The following is a 22,658-nucleotide window of genomic DNA, read 5'->3' on the forward strand; positions in this document are numbered from 1 at the left end:
AAATAGTATGTAATTTTAAAAATACTTATATTTTAAGTATTTTTATTTTTATATTAAATTTTGTAAAGTAATCTTTAACAAAATTTAGATTAAAATTTTATATAGTTTTTTTGTACAGATGTTTGGCACAAAGGGGAGTTTTTAATAATGTTTTATAATTATATTTTATCCACAAACCCGATAATTGGCAGATGTATGCTTATTTTTTAACACCCATAACCCCTTCTATGCGCCGTGGCAGAGAAAAGATTGGTAACCAAGGAGTAAAAGCCGTCAGTCGTTCTGCTAATAAGATAATGAGGAAAAAATAATAGGCGGGAACCGATAAGATGCCGAACAAATAATTTAAAAGTTTTTTACAAGTTCCGGCAAACAATAAAATTTTTTTCGCTTTTGAAGAATTGGCTACTTTTTTGACTTTAAAAACCCCTGTTTTGAGCAAAACAGAGCCTATTTTAAGCGTTTTTGCACATTGTGGCATAGAGATACCCCCTAAAAGGTATTTTTGCTTATGGCTTTTATAAAAACACCCCAAAAAGTGATTCATAAAATATTAGTCAATCTAAAAAATACACCCTAGCGGACAATCTTACCAAAGCGTTGCAAGCAACGAACCGCCCCAAACAGCAGGTCCAAAAACTCCGGGGAACCCCTGGCAGGCCGCCGCGCTATGTACCGGGCTACAATAAATGTGTTCTTATTATTAGAGGGAAGTGGAGCGCGCGTTCAAAAAGCATTACCGTTTCACAAAAGAACATTTAAAAAATTTCTATAAAAAATCCGAATTTCCCAGCAAACCCGGGCCGATAAAAGTACAGCCCGGGTTAAATACTCCCCTATTTCATATCTACCGCATCCGTAACAAAGCAGGACACTTTTCCCGCAGACGGAGTACCCGCCACAGTATAATAGGCACGCACATAACGCTTGGCCCCCAACGGAAACGGCACGCTAAACAATTCGCCCGCGTCCGCCAAATGCTCCGCGCCAAAGGCCACGCTTACCAATTCTTTGGCATTGGAAAAGTCAGCCGTATCCGCTGTTTGCAGGGCAACCGTCAGTTTGGTGGCCCCTTTTAAACTTTCGTCCAAGCGGGCCACTACATACAAAGCCCCTTGTACTGCATTGCCGGCGGCCGCTAAATCCAAGGTATAAGAGGACGCTGCCGTAGCCGTCAGCACTTGTCTATCCGAAAAAATAACACTTTGGTCTAATAACATATATGCCTCCTATTTCACCAAGGTTTCGGTATCTGTGATAGCGTCGCAGATATGTACCGGAATTTCGTTAAACGTCATCAGCGGGCGTGCCGTTACCTGGTCCGGCGTATATTGAACATTGGTGCGGTTGCTGGTTAATTTACGCAAGGCCGCTTTTACCGTACGGTTCATATACCAAACGGGCTTGCCCATAGAAAGGCTCTGAATGCGCTCTTCCAATTCGCACATTTGGTCAATCAGGTCCGCAGGCACATTTTCCACATCAATATTACAAATACGGCCCGCAAAGCGCCAGTCCTGCACCGCAAGGCCCAACTTCCACTCAAAATATTCCTTGTAAGCAGGGTATTCGTTGCCGTTTGCGTCAATATGGTTGACAAGACCGTGGTCCAAGCGCTGGATGCCTGCTTTGGAGCCCTTGGGGAAGAAAGTAAAAATCTTATCCGTATCCCATACCACTAAATAAATGGAGGAGTTTTTACCTTCCTTTTGACCGCCGGCATTAATCACATTGCGGGAACTTTCCGCCCCGGAAAGTTCGCAATAGCGCGCGGCTAAACCCGTAAAGCGTTCCGGGTTCTTTCCGGCATTTCCGTAAATCAAATTAGCGGCCATCGTGTTGGACATCCCGGCAATAATCGCGCGGGACTGCCCGGTGCGTACACCTTCTACATTTCCCCCTTTCTCAGCCACCAGTTTATCCACCACGGAATAGGCAGACAAAGTGCCGTACGATTCCACCACTACTTTGGTAGTGGCCTTGGCGGGTTCAATGCCTTGGTAAGCGCGGCGCCAAGTACCTTCCGGGATACCGGTTCTAACCGCATATTCGTGTCCGCTGTCTAATGAACTTTCCACTACCAACGCATCACCGATAATATCGTTAGATTTGCTTAACACCTCGGCAATGGCTAATTCCTGGCCGGAGGGGTCAAACTGTTTTGCATAATCAATCAAACTGTACTGCTTATCAGCAATAATTGCCATATTTTTCTCCTTAATTATTTTTTCCGTACAACGCCTCGGCGAAAGTTTTATCCTGCAAGGCGGAAGATTTACCGCCCGGGAAAGAATCTTCGCTGATACGCTTGCCTATCTCGTTAAAGGTACGGACAATAACGGGATGGTTTCCAAGCCCCGTAGTTTCCAGCAACTGGCGCAGTTCAGGCCCGCCAAACGCATCCGCCGCGCGAACGGCCAGCGATACGGCCTCTTCAAAATCAGGGCCGTACATTTCTTTGGTCTGCTTGGCCCAACTTTCCCAGATTTGCTGTTTTTGGTTTTCTTCCTCACTCACACCTTGGCGCAAAAAATGGCCCTCAAAGTCCACCAATTTTTGCACCTGTTCCAATGAAAGCCCTATTTCCTGCGACAATGTTTTAAAGGCATCTAATGACGTTTCGTCAAACAATATGCCATCAGGTAATTTTAGACCTTCGTAGAGCGGCGGGTCTTGGGGTGCGTCCGCCCGATTTTCCGGCTCGGAGGCCGGAGCGGCCGGGGCGTTTAAATCATTTTTTTCTTCACTCATATTATTTCCTCACTTTGGCAGTTTATTTGTTCTTGTCCGGCTTTCACTTCGGACAAATATTCCCCCCGCATTTGTGCATAGGCGGACGGATAGGCTTCTTCTATTTCCGCCAGCAGAAAAAGTCCCAAACTTTTTTGCCCGCAATGGAAGGCGGTGGCACAGGCATCCCCCGGCACAAATCCGTGCTGGTATAGGGCGGCAGCCTGCAAAATTCGCCACAGCACGCGGCGGCCCTGTACGGTTTTTAGGACGGCCTGCAAATCACAGGCGTTGCGTTTTTTTAATTGTTTTTCGTTCATAGGAATCAGGATAAACGGGGGAAAACGCGGAGCCGGTGCGGTTTTTCCCCGCGGTTGGGACAGCGTGCGGTAATTTTAGACGCCTGCCCCAACGCTTATGTGTTTTTTAATAGGCAAATACGGGGTTCCGGAAGCCGTATTTACTCCGTTTGCGGGCCGCTCGCTTATAAAGGCACGCCCGAAAACGGTTTTGCTTTTACTTTTCCGAATCTTTTAATAAGGCAGGGGCTACGCCCAAAGAGGACAGGCCTTCTTCCAGCGCACGGTTATAATCTACCCGCTCCGCCACTTGCGGGCAGGCCGCCGACAAAGTGGCTGCGTAATTAATTCCCTGTACCAAGGCGGCAAGCCCTGCGGCCTTTTGCGCACGCGCAATTAGCGATACATACTCTACTTTCATTTTTAGCCCCTGCACGCTTTCGGGTGCGGGCGGCAAAAAACCTTGGCGGTCAAGCAGGGCAAATGCCCTATCAATAAGAGGGTCCAGCAGTTCATTTTTTAAGCGTTCCAAAACAGGGCCTAAAATTAACATTTTTTCCTGGTGGCGTTCGGCTACCTCGGCGGCGGTCATATTGGAATAATTTTGGGCAGAAAGCATTAAAAATACATCTGCAAAAAATTGCGAACGAATCGTACTTCTCACCGACGAAATGGCATTTTCCAAGGAGGACAAATCAGCCTGCACCTGATAGGCGGGCTTTACTGCCGCATCCGTCGTGCCGTTGTAACGGGTAATACCGCCGGGCAGTAAATTTACTTCTCCCTGCACATTAGCAGACACCATTACCGGCGGATTTGTATTTTTATCCAATGCCACTAATTTAGCCTTTTGCATTTTTTGAAGCATCTTCACATCACCCAAGCACTTCCACCCCGGCCCGCGTCCGTACGCATCTGCCGATTGTTTTACCTCCCAACGGGCAGCAATTACCGGGAACTCCCGGTAGCCGCTTTGGCGCAGCAAATGGCCGGTTTCTGTCAAATATACGGACGAATAGGCCATATGGCGGTTATCCAAACACTCTTTGGAAAATTCCAGATTGGGGAAAATAAGATGAAGAATTTTATGATAGCGGGCCGGACGGTTTTGGGCGGCTTCCTGACGGATAGCGGGCGGCAGATTTTTTAGGCCAAAGGATTCTTGCATTTGCGGGGCCGTTAAGAAAAACTCCCTTCCAAAGCGGTTTACGCGCCCCAAAGCGTCGGTACCCAGGCTGTACTCTCCTATGGTAAAGGGGCGGCATCTAATTCCTTTTTGCGGGTCCTCCTCCAACAAAAAAGCCGCTGTGCCAAAAACAGCAATTTCTTGGTAAAAGGTATGAAGCGTGCTATATACGTTACTGGCGGAAAAGGCTTCCTCCAAGCATCTTTTTATTTCGCCCAGCCACTCGCGCACACCGGGGCATTTTTCCAGTTCACGCGGAGTTAGCCCTAAATCAAACCAACTTCTTGCAGGACTGGTCAGCCCGCTCATCATACCGGCGGAAAGAATTTCCACCGCCAGACAAGGGTCGCTGTCCAGCAAGGTTTTGTGGTCCAAACGGCGGCCTCTGTTGGGTGTTTGCCCGTCAAAAAAGCCCCGCGTAGGCGCTAAATAAGCGCAGAGGTCTTTCCAGGCGGACAGCCAGGAAACACGCTCGTTTTTCAGTTCGCCGTAAAGGCGTAAATAATCGGTTTTCGGTTGGATATTATTTTTCATAGGTGGGAATATAACCCGTTTTTGGGAGCGCACGGGCGTGCGCAAACGGTAAAAATTTATTAGAATAACAAAAGAGGTGCGACTATGATGGGATTAATTACAATTTTTGTATTTGTGGTTTTACTTGCGTTTCCGGGTTTTTACATTATCACGCGCAAGATTTTTCCAAAGAAAAGCAAAAAATCCGCTACTTGGATTTCTATTTTTTTGACGGTTATTTTACTGGGATTGTTGGCCTTGGGCCTGGTAGGAAACCCGGTATAAAAAATCTGCCGTTTTTTTTGCCCGCTTTAACGAGCGGGTTTTTTTATGTCAAAAAACCTGCAAAACGCGCAAAAAACGCTTTTTAATGCTTTACAAAAATTATTGTGGAAATAAGAGGAATACTGCGTAACTTCTATTTTTTATTATATCATAAAAATAACATTTTGTCAAGAAATATTTTTTTAATCTTATATTACGTCGTACTCACAGCCGGCAAATTCCTTTGTGCCAATATGTCGCGGGCGGACGGGCGCGGCAAAAGTAAGGGCTAGCGCATCAGCCAAATCCGGGCTTTGTCCGCAGCGTTCTTTTAATTTTTCCTTGGGTTCCAAACGCATCCGCCCCGCCGCGTCATAATCATAACATACCTGGCACAAATCGGCCTTTAATTCCGGCAACGGCGGCAAGGCCCCGCCGGCTTTTAACCAGTCCCGCATTTCGCCCCACATTTCCGCCCGCTTGTTGGCATATTGAGCAGGGTACAAAGAAGCCCCGCCGAAAGGCACCTCTGTTACGCAAAAGCCCAGTTGTCGCAAGCGGTCAATAACGCCCCCGCCGCACCCGGCATCCACAAATACACCGTCTGGGCGGAAGATATTTATTTGGCGCGCGGCCCTGTCGGCCAACGTCATATTGTCAAGCCGCCGGAATACCAAGGGCGCAAAGGCCTGCAAGCCCTGGCGGCAGAAAATAACGCTTCTGTCATCACCGAAGCGTGCCGGGTCAATGCCCATAATTTTAGGGGCAAAGCACACCTCCGCCGGGCTGTACGAGCGGGAACAGGCAGACAAAACCGAATCTATGGGAATTAACACATTTTCAGCACTTGCGGTAAAATCACACAAATATTCCTGGCGGAAAATAGTATCCGGCGTTTCATCTTTCAAGCGTGCAAGTTCCGCGGGAGAAATGACACCCGATTCGTCCGCACGGAAAACCCCCGTCCACCACACAGCAGGTTCCGCCAAAGCAGATTTTTGCGCCCGGTTAAACAATTCAAAAAAGGCGTTCTGCCCCTTAGGAGTGCCCATAAAAACGGCCCACCCCTCACGCGACAAAAGCATCGGGCGGATAATTTCAGTAAATACATCCGGTTTAATTTGCGCGTATTCGTCCAGCACTACACCGTCGGCATAAGTACCGCGCAAGGCATCGGGGTTATCGGCCCCGCACACCCAAATCCGCGCGCCGTTGGGCAAACAGACAGCCAGTTCACTTTCGTTTACAGTAACGTCCGGAAGCGGTGCAGTATAGCGTTTAACGTAATCCCAGGCAATCATTTTGGCCTGCTTTAAAAAGGGGGCAATATAAAAATACCGTGCGTGCGGAAGCGGATTTTGCAATGCTTTTTTAAGCAAATGGTTGACGGCGCAAACTGTTTTACCCAGTTGGCGGTGCGTAACCAAGACGCAAAAGCGGTGGCTTTCCAACTGCGGGTGAATTTGCGCCTGTACCGGGCGCGGGGAATAGGGAATAACCACAGCGGATTTATTCATTTGTTTTCCTCCCAACGCACAACAATATCCGTATGCGGGATATCCTCTTTTCCGTCTTTCCACCCTAATAAATTTTTGGCGGTAAATACGGCAAAGGACGAAGAATAATTGCCGCGCAGGCTGTTTTGGATAAGGATATTGCCTTGCAAGTCGCGCGCTTTTTGGACGGCCAGACGGAAGGCGGGGTGCTTTTTTTCCCAAGAGGATAGGACAGCACAGGTAGTACCCAACATTTTGGCAAAGGCGGCAAAGGTGGGCAATTCGGCGGCGGTTTCCACCAGGCTGATACTGCCGTCGCGCTTTTGCACCTCGGTAACGGTAAACGGAGCCACATTAAAAAAAGCGAGTAATCGCTCGCAATACTCCGGCTGATAGGAGAGCGGTTTTTTAGCAGACATATTGAAAAACTCCAAATAAGAATTACGGGGCTAATAAAAAGTCCCGTTTGGCATATTCGGAAAGTAAAAGGAAAGGGTGGGCCGAGCGCCCGGAGATAAAAAAATTACAAACCGCTTTTTGCGCTTTGTAATTATATTTATATTATAGCAAAGTATTTTTTATTTGTCAAATTTATTTTCCCAGTAAAAGAGATTTGCCTTAAAATCGCACGCATAAAAAGGCACTCCTTGGGGGTGCAAAAAGGGCAAAAAATGCCGTTCTTTTACAAATTCCTGCCACGTTAAAAAGGAATTTTCATCCGGTAAATCTGCGCCGTTTTCTGCGGCAAAAAAGCGGTTATACACGATTATTAGTTTTTGTAAACAGATGTCCCCCTCCGGCGAAGCCAAGCCCCCGCGCACCCCGTCCACCGGGGAGGACAAGCGCGAGGCCCGTGCAAAAATACAGTTTTCCAAATCAATTTTAGCGGATAAATTCATAAAAAGGACGTAAAAAAGGCCCCTGCGAAAGGGGGCCTTTAAACAAACCGAAACAGGCTACCAATGCAGTAAATAAGGCGGGATTAAGAGCAGCATAGAGAGCACAGCCAAGACAATTTGCAGGCCCAAATTCCACCGGGCCCATTTAAGCCAGGGAATCCCCGCCATACCGATAGCCGCCATTGTAACAGGGGCGGTAGGGATAATTGCGTTCGTCCAGCCTTCGCCAAACTGGTAAGCCAAAATGGACAGTTGCGGGCTGATACCCAATAAATCGGACAACGGAATCATCACAGGCATTGTCAGCACGGCTTGGCCGGAGCCGGACGCCACAAAAAAGTTGATAAACGTATGCGCCCAAAACATCCCTTCCACGGCAACCAAGGGGTGCTGTTGCCCAATAATCTGCACAATGGCGTGCAATACGGTATCCAAAATGCGCCCGTCGGAAGCAATCACCACAATTGCACGCGCCAATGCAAGCATAATAGACACGCTGACCATACTGCGCGCACCGTCAATAATGGCATCCGTCGTTTGGTTTAAGGACAAGCGGCCAATCACAGCCGACACCAAGCCCACACCTAAAAACAGGCCGGAAATTTCAATAATATACCAATGATACACCGCCACTCCATAAACAAGAGTGGCCATACCCAAGGCAAAAACTACCGAAATCCAAATATGCGAGGATTTAAAAGTCGGCTTTTCCAGCACGTTTAAATGCAGGTTTTTGCGTTTTTCCTTATCGGCCTCGTAAGTGATACTTTTAGTGGGGTTTTTGCGGACTTTTTCCCCGTACCAAGTAACAAAACCGATAACAACCGCCGTACAAATTGCCCACACCACCGCACGGTAGCCCAAACCGGAATAAAGGGGCAACTGCGCAATCCCCTGGGAAATGCCGACTGTAAACGGATTCATAAACGCCGAACCGAACCCCACCCACGCGCCTAAAAAGGGGATACTTACCCCCACCGCCGTATCATACCCCAAGGAGAGCGCAAGCGGGATAAACAGCGGGATGAAGATAAGGGTTTCCTCCTCCATACCAAACACCGCTCCGCCCAAGGAAAACAGTATCATACTGGCGGGAATAAAGAATTTTTTTAGCCCGTCTCTGCGCGAGAATAAATAACTTGTACCCAAAATCACGGCGTTTACCGTGCCGGTGCGTTCCAAAATGGTAAAAATCGCCCCGGTAATAAAAATAAACACGATGATATCGGCGCAATCGCCAAAGGCCTTGGCGGGAGCCGTCAGCACGGCGGCAAGGCCCTGAGGGTTGGACTCCACTTTATGATAGGACCCGGCCACGGTATAGGAACGTCCGTCTTTTTGGACGGTGTTATACTGCCCGGCGGGCAGGAGGTACGTCAGCGCGGCCATAACCAGCATAATGGCAAAAATTAGGCCGTAAATGTTAAGGGAAAAACCAGATTTCATTTTTACATTATAGATAATTTCCCTAATGCTCCGCCTAAAAATCGCTAATGGCGTAAAAAATCCGCCAGTTCGCGCAAAAAGCAGATAACGCCAACCGCCCCCACGAAGTAGAAAACAAAATATAGACACATATTTAGAAACCGCGGTTAGCAAAGTTAAGCCAATCGGCCGGAAGCCTTTTTCACATAGGGCGGCTACGTTGGAATCTTAACTTTACTAACCCAAACATCTTTTTATTTGCTACAATAGACTTGCGTTCCCTGGCGGGAAACACGCAAGCAAGAGCGCACAAGCAATTATGCCACAGGCGCGGCACGGGTTTAGAGGATTAAACCCTTGGTATGTTGCTTCTGTTAGGATAGAAACAAGATTGTACGCCCGTAAGATAAACAAGTTAGGACTTGTTTATAAATGTTAGTATAGTAAGTATTGTTAGTATTTGTCAAGCGTTTTTTTGGCCTAATTGGGTCAAGGCATTTTTAGAGAGGAGCCAATGATAAACAAGTTTGAAAAACAACTGGAAAAATGGAACGGCGGTGTATTGCGCGGAGCCCAAGCCAAGTTAGCACGGCTCCTGCAAGTATCTACCGCAACAGTCGCCCTGTGGGCTACCGGGAAAAGACGCCCCTCCAAGGGATATGTGGCCCAAATGGCGCAACTTTTCGGGCTAGATGAGTTTTATATTATGCGGCTTTTTACCCCCGCCACCACCTATCCCGAAATAAATCCACTTTCCCCTTTGCCTGCTTTACGCGACGCGCAAACCCCGGAAAACACTTACACTGCTGACAATCCCACCACGCAAAGCAACAGTGTTTCCGTACCGCTTTTGTCTGCCGTGCCTTTGCACTACCCTGCTTTAACCGGGTGTGAGGTTACCGAGTGGTGGACGCTCCCGCGCCAACGGGCACAAGGCGGTAAATACCTACTGGAATTAGACAACGCCCTGTGGCTTATTAAACCCGCTCACGAATTTTTAGACGGAAAAAAAATGCTTATTTCCGCCAAAGGCTCCTTTCTATTAGTCCAAGTGCAAGGCGCAACACTTTTGCAGGGCAACGGACAGACATTTCCGACGGACCAAGCCCAGGTGCACGGTTTGGCGGTGTTAAAAATTAGTTATATAGTATAACGCCCCTTGATTTTGGCCGAAACTCCGTTATACTATTCATATCCCTAGTAAGGGCCGGCAGAAAACTACCCCGGCGCATCAGCCTTTCCGGATGATGTCAGGCGGTGCGAACGGATGATAACTGTTCCCGGTTGTTTGGCTTGCGGGCGCGAAGAGCGTGGCAAGGCAAAGGACTGCGGAAGCAGAAAAAAAGTTCTTTGAGGATTGTACGGCACGGAACAGGTACGTTTGGTGTGCAAAGACCGCTGCACAAACTTTGGACCGACAACCCGAGGGTTGTTGGAGTCAGCCAAAGGTATGGGGCGGGGCAACCTTCGGCAGGTTCGGTGCGGCACCGCAAAACTTTGAACTGTTGGATTATCGTGGGATAAGAGAGTAATTATGGAGAAATCGGCTGATTGAGGCCCCTGTGTTGAATAAACCGGGGGCCTCGGCTATTATTACAACGGCAAAGCCCCGCGCCCTATGAATAGCCAAAATATTCGGGGATGACGATTGCTTTTGCTTGTTGTTTCATTTTTAAAAACCCTTGTTGGAAAGTCTCGTGTTTATTCCTTGTCTTTGTCGTCATTCCCGAAAGAGTGGCCGCCCGCAGGGCTCGGGAATCTGTTGTTCGTCGTTGCCGTCATCCTGGAAAGTTGTAGTCCAGGATCTGTTGTTATAAAACAAGGATTAGATTCCCGAACGCTCCGCGCCGGGTCCTGGCGGGCCGCCAAAACACTCGGGGATGACGTTTGCTTTTGCTTTTTGCAGTCATTTTTAGAGAGAAGTGTCTTGTTCAGTTCTTGTCTTCGTCGTCATTCCCGAAAGTTGTACCTCTTATATGATAAAACCACACGCAAAAAACCGGGAGAGCCTTATAAAACACTCTCCCGGGGAAAATAAAAAATTAACCAGACTACTACGTTATTTAACTGTAAAGCCGGAACCCGCAAACGATTTGCACAAGTCCGCGGCGGTGGAACCGGTCGGCGTGCAAGTGCGCAAGGTGGCAACATCGTTGTAGTTATTGAAGAACGTTAATACATACTTTTCGGACCCGCCCAAATTGCGTGTGGCTTCCACACGGTCGCCATTGGACAAATCGTATGCAAACAAACTAGTGGTATATTGGTTTCCTGCCGCATTCCAAGACCCACCCGAAAGTTTAATATCCAGGTCATAGCGCGTTTTGGGCAAATCATTGGGGCGTTCGTTCAAGGCGCGGTTCATCGCATCCACAATCGCCCGTCCGTTTACAAACGCTTCGGAAGCGCGGCTCTTTTCCACCGCCACTTCATATTGCGGCAACGCAATAGCCGATAATATACCGATAATCAGCACCACTACCAAGAGTTCAATTAACGTAAAACCTCTGTTCATAAAATCCTCCTAAAAGGGATATCTACGGATATAGTATAAAATACCCGGCGCAAAAATACAAGTTTTTTTCGGCGTATTTCTATATAGAACGCGGGCAAAATTTGCTATGATATGGGTATGCAGAAAATCATCAAAATAGGTAATTACAAGATTTCCAACACTTTACCCTTGGCATTTATGGCCGGGACGTGCGTGATTGAAAGCGAAACGCACTATATAGATACCGCCAAAAAACTCAAAGCCATTATCGCCAAGACAAAACACCCCTTTATTTTAAAAGCCTCCTTTGACAAGGCAAACCGCACCTCGGTAGATGCGTATCGCGGGCCGGGGCTTGCCAAGGGACTTGAAATTTTAGCCAAAGCCAAAAAAATTACCGGCCTTCCGCTCGTGGTAGATGTCCACGAACCGTGGCAGGCCGAAGAAGTGGCCCAAGTAGCCGATATTTTGCAAATTCCGGCGTTCCTGTGCCGCCAAACCGATTTGGTATTGGCCTGCGCCGATACGGGCAAAGCCGTCAATGTAAAGAAAGGCCAATTCTTGGCCCCGGCGGCAATGGAACAGGTTATCAAAAAAATTGAATCCCGCGGCAACCACAAAATTTTACTTACCGAACGCGGAGCCAGTTTCGGCTACGGAGATTTAGTCGTGGATATGCGTTCGTTGGAAGTTATGAAACAGTTTGGCTATCCTGTTATTTTTGACGCGACCCACTCGGTGCAAAAGCCCGGAGCATTAGGCTCTGCCACGGGCGGCAACCGCCAATTAGCCCCCGTACTGGCCAAAGCGGCAACCGCACTTGGAATTGCGGGTGTATTTTTTGAAGCGCACCCGGACCCGGACCACGCTTTGTCCGACGGCCCGAACTCATTAGATTTAAAAATGGCCGCCCAAATGACGCGCCAGTTATGCGCCATTGACGAACTGGTTAAAAAATTCAAATGATTAACAGTCGCCCCGTCTGGATCCCTTCTTTTAAAAAACAGGCCTTATTGCTCGGCCTGCTTTTGACGGTTTGTACGGGGCTGTATTTTATTTTTTCCTTTGTAACGGCCCGCTTGCCCGAGCCGTTTAAAACCCAACGGCCCGCACCCGAAGCGACCCCGTGGATAAACAGGTGAAACTATGACACAAGAATTTTCTGAAACCGCCGTAAAACGTATGGCACGCCGCGTGCTGGAAATAGAATTGGAAGCCCTGGAACTAAGCAAAAAAAGCATTGACGACCAATTTTTAAAAGCCGTGGACGTAATTGCCAAAACCAAGGGCCGCGTAGTAGTGCTGGGTATCGGCAAAAGCGGCATTATCGGCCGCAAAATTTCCGCCACCTTGGCCTCTACGGGTACGCCGTCTTTCTTTGTGCACCCGGTGGAAGCCCTGCACGGAGACTTGGGGATGATTATGCCCGGCGACGTAATTTTGGCAATTTCTTTTTCCGGACAAACCGAGGAAATCAACAAAATTCTCCCCTCTTTGGAACGGCGCAAATTAACCATTATCGGTATGACGGGCAACGCGCATTCTAAACTGGCATTAATGTCCGATATTCACCTCACTATCCATATTGAACGCGAAGCCTGCCCCTACAACCTGGCCCCCACCGCTTCCACCACCGCCACCTTGGCTGTGGGTGATGCGCTGGCCTTGTGCTTAATGAAAATTAAACATTTTGAAAAACGTGATTTTGCCGTCTTTCACCCGGGGGGTTCCTTGGGCAAACTGCTTACCCAGCAAGTAAAAGATTTAATGCGCAAAGGGAAAAATAACCCCACCGTGCGCGAAACGGCCTCCGTTAAAGACGCGCTGTTTGTAATGACCCAAACCGGGGCCGCCGGGGCCACCAGCATTGTGGACGGCAAGGGTCATCTGCTGGGGTACTTTACCGACGGAGATTTACGCCGCTTACTGCAAAACGGCTCGGACCTGCTCAATAAAAACATTACCGAAGTAATGACCCGTAACCCGCACCATATTTTGGATACGCTTCCCGCCATTGATGCCGCCAAAATGATTCACTCTACCCACGTGGACAATCTGCCGGTGCTGGATAAATCCGGCAAGGTGGTGGGCATTATTGACGAAAAAGATTTAATTGAATACTTGGCATTTTTGGATAAAAAATGAGAAAATTCTTTTTGTTTTCTATCGTACCTTTGTTAGCCGCCTGCGGCGGGAGCGAAACCTTTTCACCCGCCGAGGAAGCCGGTATGCAACTGGCTACACAGGTTTCTATTTTTGAGTCCAAGGACAACCAAAAACAATGGATTCTGCGCGCAGATGCGGTAGATTTTTCCGATTTAAAAAGTGCCACTTTAAAAAAACCCGTACTTCTACTTAAAGAAAACGGACGGGACAGCGTGCAAGTAACCGGAGAAACCGGCTCCTTTGACTACCCGAGCAAACTGGTCTCTATTGAAGGGCACGCCATTATAAAATCTTTAACTGAAAAGGCCACCATTACGGCGGAACAATTTTCCTATGATGTGGACAAAAACCGCATTTGGTCCGACACCAAAACGGTCATCACCCGCGGCGGGGCCAAAGTAACAGCCAAGGGCGGTGTGGAAACGGATTCCAAACTGTCCAAAATAGAACTGAAAAAACAAACCACCCGTTTGCCTGCGCGCACGAACGAATTAAAACTAAACAAGGAAACCTTACACAAATGAACACAAAATGGCTTCTTTTGCTCCCTTTGCTGGCAACTGTGGCGGTAAGCGGCTGCCGGACGGTACGCGCCCAAGGGCCGGAGATTAAAATTCCGCCCGCCAAAAAGCAACTCTCACAAGCCAAACGCAATTTAAAACAAAAAGCCGCCGTCAGCAAAATGCCCGCAGTTTTGGGCGGACTAGTACAAAGCGACAGTTGGATAATTTACAAAGACAAACAGCAAGAGGAATTTAAGGGCAACGTTTCTTACGATAACGGAACGTACCGTTTCCGCGCCGATTATGCCTTGTCCGAACGCGCCTTACACCGCTTTACCGCCAAAGGGAACGTCTATCTGCGCCAAGCCGAAACGAACGCGCCCGAATATCAAGCCTATGCCGACTATGCCCGCTACAACTACAAAACGCAAAAGGGCATTTTAACCGCCAACAAAGGCAAACAAATCCGCCTGATTTACACCGACAAAAAAAACGGAACCGCCACCGCTTATGCAAAAAAAGCAGAATTTGATTTAAACGAACAGATTTTTATTTTAGAAGGGAACGTCCGCGTGGTGCGCGACACACCGCAAGGCCCGCAGACACTCACCGCAGACAAAGCCACCTACCGCCAAGCCAAAAACCATTTGCTTTTGGAAGGCGGCGCATCCGCTTCGGACTCCCTGCGAACCTTGGAGGCCGACACCATTATTTATGACGGGAACAACAACGCATCTTATGCCTATGGTTCCCGCCCGCTGCTGCACGGCACGAGCGAAGAAGGTACATTTGCTATAATAGCGGATAAGGTGCAAACGGATAACGAGGGCAAAAAAATAATATTAGACGGCAAGGTGCAGGGCTGGGCGGTTTCCCCCCGGCTGAACGAAGCCTCCGCCAACACCAAATTTTAGGGGTTTTAATTATGGAACTGCGCAGCGAACAAATTGTTAAAGTTTACAAGGACCGTATGGTCGTAAAAGGAGTGGATATACACGTTAAGTCCGGCGAAATCGTCGGCCTGTTAGGCCCCAACGGCGCCGGGAAAACCACCTCTTTTTATATGATGGTCGGTTTTATCAGCCCGACCAAGGGCCGCGTTTTTATTGACGGGGACGACGTAACCAAACTGCCTATGTACGAACGCGCCCGCCACGGCCTGGGATATCTTGCGCAGGAACCCACCATTTTTAAAGGCCTTACGGTAGAGGAAAACTTGCTTGCCGTATTGGAGCGCATTTTGGATGACAAACAAGAGCAAAAACGCCGCGTGGAAGCCCTGTTAAACGAATTTGGCCTTACCAAATTAGCCAAGCAAAAAGCGTGGACCCTCTCCGGCGGAGAAAAACGCCGTATGGAAATTGCGCGCTGTATGATTAGCAACCCGAAAATTATCCTGTTAGACGAACCTTTTGTGGGTATTGACCCGATTACCGTATCCGACTTGCGCCATATGATTTTTAAATTAAAAGATAAAGGTATCGGGGTGCTGATTACCGACCACAACGTACGCGAAACCCTGCCGCTTACGGAGCGCGCTTATTTGATTTACGACGGTAAAATTTTGGTAGAGGGCGACCAAAACACCTTGCTTAACGACGCTAACGCCCGCCGCCTGTATCTTGGGGAAGACTTTAAAATGTAAGGGGCCGCTATGAATCCGTTTTCCAGCGTAACTGATGAACTAAAAAGCACTTTTGACAAAAAATTTTACGAAAAGGCCCAGTTTATCCCCTCCGCCAAAGAAACGGTAGAACTTTTTTGCGCGTTTAAAGATTTTTTGTACCAATATCCCTTGGAGTGTACCGAGCAAAAAGCCTGCCCCGCCACATTGGAACAATTAGCCGCAAGGTTGGAAATACAGATTTTAAATGCGCTTTGCTTTTTGTGTAAAGAAAAAGCCGACTGCAATTTGTGCCGTTCCCGGGCGGCCCGGCTCACGCACGATTTTATCTTTGCCTTGCCCGCTATCCAACGCTTGCTGATTACGGATATTACCGCCGCCTACGAGGGCGACCCTGCCGCCGTAAACCCGGTTGAACCCCTTTTGTGCTATCCCGGTGTTACCGCCATCACTTTACAACGTATGGCCCACTTTTTACATAAAAACGGGGTGCGTTTGATTCCGCGTATCGTTACCGAATATGCCCATAGTTTAACCGGCATTGATATTCACCCCGGCGCGGAAATCGGGCCTGGCTTTTTTATTGACCACGGTACAGGTGTGGTGATTGGAGAGACTTGCGTAATTGGTGCCAATGTAAAACTCTATCAGGGCGTTACCTTAGGCGCAAAGAGTTTCCCCTTGGACGAACACGGCAACCCCGTAAAAGGCATTAAACGCCACCCCAATATAGAGGATGACGTCATCATCTATGCCGAAACCACCGTTCTTGGCAACGTAACCATTGGCAAAGGCAGCGTTTTAGGCGCCAACAAGTGGATTACCCACGACGTTCCCCCACACTCCCAAATATAGCCCTGCGGGCTGTGCCTCTTTATGCCCCAGTTGACGATTAATTGCGCCTTATGCTGTGTATAACGGCAAGAAACCCCTTCACCAAAGCGAAGGGGTTTCTTTTCAATAAAAAACTACTTTTTCAAAAAGAGCTACTGGTTGCCCACCGCTCACCCGTACAAGGATTTTCTGTTACATAAACAGTTACTGTTAAATCAGCAGACATATATCTAGTGGTTTTAGGCTCACAATCATCTCCTAAAAGAGGACCGCCGCCACCGCCACCGCCGCCACCGCCGCCGGAAACGCGGTTACAGGGCATATCTTCCCATTGGCATTTATCATTACACACACGGCCCGAATAGGTCTTAAAGGGGCCAGTATTTGTATTACCAACGTTAGGATTGGCAGAGGGATGCGCATTTAAATTGCTATCTAGCGTTGTATCCAACTTGTTATTACCCATTGTCATTTGGGAAAAATCGCCACCGCTAGTACACTCCGCACCGCCAACAAATGACATTATCCCAGCCTTACATTCCCCCTGGTTTTGGCAAATGCCAGCGACCCATCTTCCGTTAATACAAGTGATCTCTTGCGTTCCGCAATTACCACAGGCTTCCGTCTTCGTGTCTCCATTTGTACACTCGCCTGAGTTGCATTCTGCTGCTGTCTTGTCGCACGCGCCCCATTCGCCGCGAACCCACTCGCCTGTGGTGCTGTCGCACGTTACCGTGCGTGTTTTCGTACCGCAAGTATTGCAAAATTGGAAGGAAGCAGGTTGCATTCCCTTACATTCGCAAGAGTCGGCAATAGAGCAGGCGCTCCACGCGCTCCAAGTACCCGTAGTCGTATCGCAGGTTCTCGTTCGTTTGCCGCCGTTTTTGCACCCGCAGGCTTGCGTAGAAGAACCTTCACAAGTTTTCGGTGTATTATCGGGTACTTCACCCGCCGCGCACTCCGCGCCGCTCGTGTAGTCCGCCTTGGCGGTCAGTTCACTGCACAAAGGATAATTTTTATTTAACTTGGCACATTGTTCCGCGCTATCACAGCACAAACGTCCGTCCCGGTAAGACGGCATTTTTAAAGTATAGCCGTATTTACCCGTGCTGGCCGCTTCTATGCCCGTGTTCTTTAATGTGTACTTAAAGTTCTTGGTATTTAACGAGGCCAAATTGACCGTGGCCGCGTCTGTGGTATAGTTTTTATCCAGGGCACAGCGTCTTTCCTGTTCCGTTCTCACGGCTGCCATCATTTCTTCGGCTTCCGTCGTTTTGCGCGTTTCAATTACTTTGCTGAACTTCGGCAATACCACCGCGGACAATACGCCTATCACGATGACCACTACCAAAAGTTCCGTAAGCGTAAACGCTTTCTTCTTTCGGTTATTCTTCATTTTTCCCTCCTTTTAAAATAGGGGGCGTACGGATAGTATTGCGTACGCCCCGTGGCTTTCTGTCTTGTTAGAGGAGGGACAGAAAGAACGAGCAAAAACACCCTTTTTAGCGGCTTTTAACCACCACGCACGTCCCCCCTTACAGACTCTCTGCTCACCAAAATTTACCAAAAAAAAAAAAACGGAGTCAAGCCTCTGCACAAGCCTGACAACTTGGATACGAATTTACGACTAATTGATAAACTTTTTGAAAATATTGCGCAGTTTTGGAATTGGCTTGACCCGTTTTTTTGGTAGAGGGAATAGGCTGGTGCCATTACAAAGGTGTCATTCCCGAAAGTAGTAGTCGGAAATCTGTTTTTGCTGTTGTTGTTCCCTTACGAAACGACAGATCCTGGACTACGACTTTCCAGGATGACGACAACAACAATGCAAAAGCCAAACAACACAATCGGTAGATCCTGAAACAAGTTCAGGATGACCTGCTTGTTTAATAACAACACTTCCTGTCCAGCAACACTACGGGGTAATGCCTAGCGGTATGGGCGGCAATGCAGGATGACCTCTAATTTAATAACGATAAATCCGGCCCCTTGTGGGCGCAGGCTTATCTAATAATATAGGCTTTTTTGCCGTCTATTTCGCGTGGGGCGGATTGGCGGGATTGCCCCTCGCAAAAATTCTCTCCTGCACGGTTTAGGCCAATACAGGCCAAATCCATAAAATTGTTGGCAGTCGTCAGTTGGTAGCGGGCGTGCGGACTTGGTGCGGTTTGCGTGAAAACGGCTTCCCAACAGGGGATATCTTCGTTATTTTCCGGGCGGCAGACGGCCTCACCCGTGAAATATTTTAAATTTGCCTTTTTAATTTGTTCCGTTAGCCGGGCCGCCTGTTCCGCACTCATAAAACGTCCGTTTGCAAAGTTTTTTTGCCGTCCCCATAAAAGCACCACTTCCGTAATGCGCGCATTTTCCACCGCGTTGTAATAATACGGAATCGCCACCGCGGACAAAATGCCGATAATAAGTACGGCGACCAACAGTTCAATTAGTGTAAAACCCTTCATCATAATTTTATAAAATGCGGACTTTGTAGCCTTCTTTTTCCAAAATTTGCGCCGCGCGCAGTTTTTTATCGCCTTGTATTTCCAAATGTCCTTCTTTTATCGTGCCGCCACACCCCAAGGCTTTTTTCATTTTTTTAAGTAACTCTTCCTTTCCCTGCGGGTGGAGCGGCAGACGTTCCACTACTGTTGTTCCACTGCCCTTGGTGTTTTTTACAAAGCGCACACGTACCGGCTCGGTTTGCTTTTTGGGCGCGCCCAGTTGATTGCAGATGCACGGAATATGTTTACAATGCGGGCAAAAATTAGGGTCGGTAGAGTAAAAAATTTCACTCATTTGGCTTCTCCCAAGGTGTGCTTAATCAAGTCCTTAATTTCGTTTGATTCGGTACGCAAACCAAGCGACCAAGCCGCTTCTTGCAGTACATTAGCCAGCAACTCCGGCAGACGGGCGTCTAAATCGGAAAGTGTAATTTCCCTATCCAGGCGCAAATAATCTTCCAGTACGGTGGCCTGCCGCTTGCCGAAAAGGGCGCGCAAAGCGCGCGTGTTGTTCATTTTAAAGCGGAAATACAACGGTCCGCCAAAGGCAAGCCGGGTTAAAAATTTGCGCGCGGTGAGCAGAAAGAGCGTTACATTTTGCGCCAATACTTCTATGCGCACGGTTTTGGCGGTGTGGCCGTTAAATATTTCCTCCCGGGAGGCAATTTGTTTATTCATTATCAGGCCGTAATCGTTGAATTCTGTCATCTTATATACGCCGCGCGTGTTGGAAATTACCGCCACGCCGTCTTGTACCGGGCGGAGCGGATAGTCCAGGTCTGCCATTGTGCCGTAGGGGGCGCGGGAAGAAGATGCTGCTATCATTTCGGGCAATTTTTTGTAATCGGTCAAAGGTTCGTCCGGGTACAGCGGCAAAAGAGATAAAGTGCAGACCGTTTCGCCGTTGGCGGAAACGTTCATTGTTTTTAAGTAATTATCAAAATGGCTTTCGGCTTTATCATAAAGGATATGCCGCAACCGCTCGGATTTTTGGCGGTGGTCCAACAGCCACGGCAGTTTAGCCGGGTGAACAATTATTTCCGGCCGGCTGCTCTGCCCGGTGCGGATATACGCCCGTTTGGACGGGCCGACCAGGTGCGGGGTTAAGTTGCTTTGCGGAATATTGATGAGGACGAACATCCTGTCCCCGTGCGGGCTTACGCAAATGTTAATATCCACGAATACAATCGGGTCAATATATACTTGGATAACGTCCTCAATGGAGTTACGCATTTTTTCGTGGTACGCAATCCCGGTAAAGGGCGGTTTGGGGCGGTCGTTGCGGTCGTCTTGCACCCCCAAAATGATAAGGCCGCCCAAGGCATTGGCGAACGACGCAATTGTTTTGGCGAATTTTTCGCGGTTCTTGGGCATAATATATTTGTAATCTAACTGTTTGCCTTCGGGCAGTCCCCGGCGGCAGAATTGCACTACATCTTGAAAGGTTACGGCGTGAAAAGGTTTATTAAAAAACATAGTTTCACCTCACAGTTTGGCCTTATCGGGCGTTAATTTATTATAATAAATTAACAGAGGATAATTTAAAATGAACGCTCCTATGCACGCCTTGGCGGGCGTAATAACTGAAAAATTTATTTTGGCGGCTCCGCAAGAGGCCGCCCGCGCGTTGGCTTCTTTGGCGACGCACGAAGTCTTGCTGTTAATCGGCCCGCTTAAAGCGCAGGTGGTGGTAAGTTGCCTAAACCCGATGGACCCGCCGAAGGCGGCGGCTGTTTTGCGGCGGTTGCCGTTAAAACAAGCCTCGTACATTTTGGCGCGGTTAAATGTGGAGCAGGCGGCTAAATTGTGGAAGGAATTTTCCACCCCGTACCGCGAGCGACTGTCCGCTGCGTTGGAACCCGCCTTTGTAAAACTGCTAACGGAAGCCAATTCCTTTTCTCCCGACAGTGCAGGCCGGCTGATGCGTACGGATTTTGTGGCTGTGCGGACGGAAAGCAAACTCTCCGCGTTGATTGAACGGCTGAAAAGTTTGCCGCGCAAAAAATTGCCTGCGGTTTGCTACGTTACCGGGAAAGACGGCGAATTAAAAGGATTTATCCGCACCGCCGAGTTGGCTTTTTATACCACCCAATCTGTTTGTGGCAGCGTGATGAGCCCGGCTATTTTTTTGCACCCGCAAGATAGCGCAAAACAGGCCCGCGAATTGTTTTTACACGCCGAAACGGACTCCCTGCCCGTGGTGGACGATAAAGGCATTTTGTTGGGTGTTTTGCCCAAAGAAAGCCTGCCGGCCGCAAATGAAAAGGGTTCCCTCTGGGCCCGCCTTACCAAATAAATAACAGTCTTTATTTTCTGTCATCTCTGCGGAATTTGGCTGTCCGCAGGGGGCAGGAATTTGTTTTTCTTAAAATCAGAGCCATTTTGGAAGAAATCTACTTTTCTATTTATAACAACAAACCCCAGACAGAAGTTCCCTGGGGCCTCGACCTTATGTTATCCAACAAAAAACCCGGGGCATAGGTTGTATGCTCCGGGTTTGGATTCAATAATATCTAACTTATTTGTTTTCTTCGTCAGAACCGGTTTTGAAAGAGTCCTGCAACAACTGACCGAGGGTCGGGCGCGGGGCCTGTTTCAAATACTGGGCGACCACTTTGCGGTTTTGCACTTGGTCGTATTTCTTGACGGAGAGGTTCACCGTAAAGGTTTCCGGATCCACACCGACTACGAGCGCCGTAATGGTGTCGCCTTCCTTGGCGGTAAAGTCGCGTCCCATTTCAAAGGGGCTGATAAACCCTTTGGTGTTATTTTTGCCAATGGTGCATTCTACACCGTTTTCGGCATCTACTTTGGTAATAACGGCTTTAACGGAACTCTTATACGGATAGCGGCGTTTCAACGCATCGGCCGGATTCAAGAAGAGTTGTTTCAAACCGAACTCCAATCTCGGGGTTTCTTTATCCAATTTTAAGAGTTTGGCTTTGAGGCGCTGTCCGCGGCGGAAATTGGAAATAGCCGTTTCGGGTTCTTTCCAGGCGATATTTTCCAAGTTCACCACGCCTTCAATGCCGTGGAAGCGTAAGAACAATTTGTCCTTATCTACTTTGGAAACCACTACGCGCAACACGTCGCCTTCTTTAATTTCGCCCAACACTTGTTCGCGGCGGACGGCTTCGTCCTCCTCCAACACTTGCTTGCGGGAAATGATAAGTTTCTGTTTTTCCTTGGCAAATTCTACAATTTGGGCTTTGATTTTGGCACCTACGGGCAAATAGTGTTTATAAGCCGTGTGGAGTTCAGACAAGGAAAGCGGCATAAAACCGTTCACGCCGAACACTTCCACAATGTAACCGCCCTTTACGCACTGTACAATCGTACCTTTTACGCGTTCTTTGGCTTCGTAGGCTTTTTTGCAGATGTCCCAACCCAAGTATTCCAAGGCTTTTTTATGGGACAAGATGGACGGACGTTCATCACTGCCGCGTTTTACGAGCACGGCGGAAATGGTATCGCCCACGGCGGGAAGGGTTTTGCCTTCAAATTCAGCAACGGCAATCGCGCCTTCTTTTTTAGCGCCGGTATCCACCAAAATATAATCTTGGTTAATCTGTACTACGGGTACTTCTACGATTTCTTTTTTGTACAACTTCTCCGATAAAGACTCTTGCTGCGCAATTAACTCGGCCATCGTCATTTCTTGTTCGTTAATTGTGTCTTCGGTATTTTTAATTTCTTCGTTCATCGTCATAAGTCCTTATTACAG

General features: G+C 48.3%; 25 protein-coding genes. 9 read left to right on the plus strand and 16 right to left on the minus strand.

Going from position 1 to position 22,658, the window contains the following annotated elements:
• Window positions 1–199: 199 nt before the first annotated feature.
• The 6 genes from ACZOTW_RS04680 to ACZOTW_RS04705 form a co-directional block, all read right to left on the minus strand.
• On the minus strand, window positions 200–547 hold the full coding sequence (locus ACZOTW_RS04680) for a hypothetical protein (protein WP_483997613.1): 348 nt from the start codon (window positions 545–547) through the stop codon (window positions 200–202).
• Between the two features lie 289 nt (window positions 548–836).
• A complete protein-coding gene (locus ACZOTW_RS04685; protein ID WP_483997614.1) occupies window positions 837–1,220 on the minus strand; it encodes a Bbp16 family capsid cement protein in 384 nt (127 codons plus the stop codon).
• Between the two features lie 9 nt (window positions 1,221–1,229).
• Window positions 1,230–2,207 carry a major capsid protein gene (locus tag ACZOTW_RS04690; protein ID WP_428044590.1) on the minus strand — a complete coding sequence of 326 codons (978 nt, stop codon included), beginning with the start codon at window positions 2,205–2,207 and terminating at the stop codon, window positions 1,230–1,232.
• A gap of 10 nt (window positions 2,208–2,217) precedes the next feature.
• Window positions 2,218–2,751, minus strand: coding sequence for a hypothetical protein (locus ACZOTW_RS04695; protein WP_428042206.1), 534 nt, complete (start codon window positions 2,749–2,751; stop codon window positions 2,218–2,220).
• A complete protein-coding gene (locus ACZOTW_RS04700) occupies window positions 2,748–3,050 on the minus strand; it encodes a Bbp19 family protein (RefSeq protein ID WP_428043052.1) in 303 nt (100 codons plus the stop codon). The genes ACZOTW_RS04695 and ACZOTW_RS04700 overlap by 4 nt, the downstream gene beginning before the upstream one ends.
• 196 nt (window positions 3,051–3,246) lie before the next feature.
• Entirely contained in the window at window positions 3,247–4,749 is a 1,503-nt protein-coding gene (locus ACZOTW_RS04705) for a portal protein (RefSeq protein WP_483997615.1), read from the minus strand.
• An 84-nt stretch (window positions 4,750–4,833) separates the two neighbouring features.
• On the opposite strand from ACZOTW_RS04705, the gene ACZOTW_RS04710 reads away from it, so the two are divergent.
• On the plus strand, window positions 4,834–5,013 hold the full coding sequence (locus ACZOTW_RS04710) for a hypothetical protein (RefSeq protein WP_428041276.1): 180 nt from the start codon (window positions 4,834–4,836) through the stop codon (window positions 5,011–5,013).
• A 188-nt stretch (window positions 5,014–5,201) separates the two neighbouring features.
• On the opposite strand, the gene ACZOTW_RS04715 is transcribed toward ACZOTW_RS04710, so the two are convergent.
• The 4 genes from ACZOTW_RS04715 to ACZOTW_RS04730 all read right to left on the minus strand — a co-directional run bounded on the left by ACZOTW_RS04715 (window position 5,202) and on the right by ACZOTW_RS04730 (window position 8,833).
• A complete protein-coding gene (locus ACZOTW_RS04715; protein ID WP_483997616.1) occupies window positions 5,202–6,509 on the minus strand; it encodes a terminase large subunit domain-containing protein in 1,308 nt (435 codons plus the stop codon).
• Complete coding sequence (locus ACZOTW_RS04720) at window positions 6,506–6,907, minus strand: hypothetical protein (protein WP_428055595.1); 402 nt, start codon at window positions 6,905–6,907, stop codon at window positions 6,506–6,508. Before ACZOTW_RS04720 ends, ACZOTW_RS04715 begins: the two co-directional genes overlap by 4 nt.
• A gap of 159 nt (window positions 6,908–7,066) precedes the next feature.
• Window positions 7,067–7,387: a hypothetical protein gene (locus ACZOTW_RS04725; RefSeq protein ID WP_483997617.1), complete on the minus strand. Its 321-nt coding sequence runs from the start codon at window positions 7,385–7,387 to the stop codon at window positions 7,067–7,069.
• 57 nt (window positions 7,388–7,444) lie between these two features.
• A complete protein-coding gene (locus ACZOTW_RS04730; RefSeq protein WP_428044583.1) occupies window positions 7,445–8,833 on the minus strand; it encodes a YfcC family protein in 1,389 nt (462 codons plus the stop codon).
• Window positions 8,834–9,326: 493 nt separating this feature from the next.
• On the opposite strand from ACZOTW_RS04730, the gene ACZOTW_RS04735 reads away from it, so the two are divergent.
• A complete protein-coding gene (locus tag ACZOTW_RS04735; RefSeq protein WP_483997618.1) occupies window positions 9,327–9,965 on the plus strand; it encodes a helix-turn-helix transcriptional regulator in 639 nt (212 codons plus the stop codon).
• A 906-nt stretch (window positions 9,966–10,871) separates the two neighbouring features.
• Here ACZOTW_RS04735 and ACZOTW_RS04740 read toward each other — a convergent pair.
• A complete protein-coding gene (locus ACZOTW_RS04740) occupies window positions 10,872–11,327 on the minus strand; it encodes a prepilin-type N-terminal cleavage/methylation domain-containing protein (RefSeq protein WP_428046453.1) in 456 nt (151 codons plus the stop codon).
• A gap of 117 nt (window positions 11,328–11,444) precedes the next feature.
• On the opposite strand from ACZOTW_RS04740, the gene kdsA reads away from it, so the two are divergent.
• The 6 genes from kdsA to epsC all read left to right on the plus strand — a co-directional run bounded on the left by kdsA (window position 11,445) and on the right by epsC (window position 16,454).
• Window positions 11,445–12,272, plus strand: coding sequence for a 3-deoxy-8-phosphooctulonate synthase (gene kdsA, locus ACZOTW_RS04745; protein ID WP_483997619.1), 828 nt, complete (start codon window positions 11,445–11,447; stop codon window positions 12,270–12,272).
• 180 nt (window positions 12,273–12,452) lie between these two features.
• Window positions 12,453–13,451, plus strand: coding sequence for a KpsF/GutQ family sugar-phosphate isomerase (locus ACZOTW_RS04750; protein ID WP_428037598.1), 999 nt, complete (start codon window positions 12,453–12,455; stop codon window positions 13,449–13,451).
• Window positions 13,448–13,996: an LPS export ABC transporter periplasmic protein LptC gene (gene lptC, locus ACZOTW_RS04755; protein ID WP_428037597.1), complete on the plus strand. Its 549-nt coding sequence runs from the start codon at window positions 13,448–13,450 to the stop codon at window positions 13,994–13,996. The genes ACZOTW_RS04750 and lptC overlap by 4 nt, the downstream gene beginning before the upstream one ends.
• Window positions 13,993–14,889: an LptA/OstA family protein gene (locus ACZOTW_RS04760; protein WP_483997620.1), complete on the plus strand. Its 897-nt coding sequence runs from the start codon at window positions 13,993–13,995 to the stop codon at window positions 14,887–14,889. The genes lptC and ACZOTW_RS04760 overlap by 4 nt, the downstream gene beginning before the upstream one ends.
• Window positions 14,890–14,900: 11 nt before the next feature.
• On the plus strand, window positions 14,901–15,620 hold the full coding sequence (gene lptB, locus ACZOTW_RS04765; protein ID WP_177745956.1) for an LPS export ABC transporter ATP-binding protein: 720 nt from the start codon (window positions 14,901–14,903) through the stop codon (window positions 15,618–15,620).
• Between the two features lie 9 nt (window positions 15,621–15,629).
• Window positions 15,630–16,454, plus strand: a complete 825-nt coding sequence (gene epsC / locus ACZOTW_RS04770; protein WP_428041268.1) for a serine O-acetyltransferase EpsC — start codon at window positions 15,630–15,632, stop codon at window positions 16,452–16,454.
• Between the two features lie 121 nt (window positions 16,455–16,575).
• On the opposite strand, the gene ACZOTW_RS04775 is transcribed toward epsC, so the two are convergent.
• The 4 genes from ACZOTW_RS04775 to ACZOTW_RS04790 all read right to left on the minus strand — a co-directional run bounded on the left by ACZOTW_RS04775 (window position 16,576) and on the right by ACZOTW_RS04790 (window position 20,410).
• Window positions 16,576–17,829: a prepilin-type N-terminal cleavage/methylation domain-containing protein gene (locus tag ACZOTW_RS04775; RefSeq protein WP_483997621.1), complete on the minus strand. Its 1,254-nt coding sequence runs from the start codon at window positions 17,827–17,829 to the stop codon at window positions 16,576–16,578.
• A 607-nt stretch (window positions 17,830–18,436) separates the two neighbouring features.
• Window positions 18,437–18,898, minus strand: coding sequence for a type IV pilin protein (locus ACZOTW_RS04780; protein WP_428063761.1), 462 nt, complete (start codon window positions 18,896–18,898; stop codon window positions 18,437–18,439).
• Window positions 18,899–18,902: 4 nt separating this feature from the next.
• Window positions 18,903–19,229 (minus strand): hypothetical protein, encoded by a 327-nt coding sequence (locus ACZOTW_RS04785; protein ID WP_177747962.1) that lies wholly within the window; start codon window positions 19,227–19,229, stop codon window positions 18,903–18,905.
• On the minus strand, window positions 19,226–20,410 hold the full coding sequence (locus tag ACZOTW_RS04790; RefSeq protein ID WP_483997622.1) for an AlbA family DNA-binding domain-containing protein: 1,185 nt from the start codon (window positions 20,408–20,410) through the stop codon (window positions 19,226–19,228). The genes ACZOTW_RS04785 and ACZOTW_RS04790 overlap by 4 nt, the downstream gene beginning before the upstream one ends.
• A gap of 70 nt (window positions 20,411–20,480) precedes the next feature.
• Here ACZOTW_RS04790 and ACZOTW_RS04795 point away from each other — a divergent pair, with 70 nt between their 5' ends.
• Window positions 20,481–21,230 (plus strand): CBS domain-containing protein, encoded by a 750-nt coding sequence (locus ACZOTW_RS04795; RefSeq protein WP_483997623.1) that lies wholly within the window; start codon window positions 20,481–20,483, stop codon window positions 21,228–21,230.
• Window positions 21,231–21,452: 222 nt separating this feature from the next.
• Here ACZOTW_RS04795 and ACZOTW_RS04800 read toward each other — a convergent pair whose 3' ends face one another.
• Window positions 21,453–22,643, minus strand: a complete 1,191-nt coding sequence (locus tag ACZOTW_RS04800) for a S1 RNA-binding domain-containing protein (protein WP_177747970.1) — start codon at window positions 22,641–22,643, stop codon at window positions 21,453–21,455.
• Window positions 22,644–22,658 lie beyond the last annotated feature (15 nt).

It is taken from the genome of Candidatus Avelusimicrobium sp., assembly GCF_056976295.1.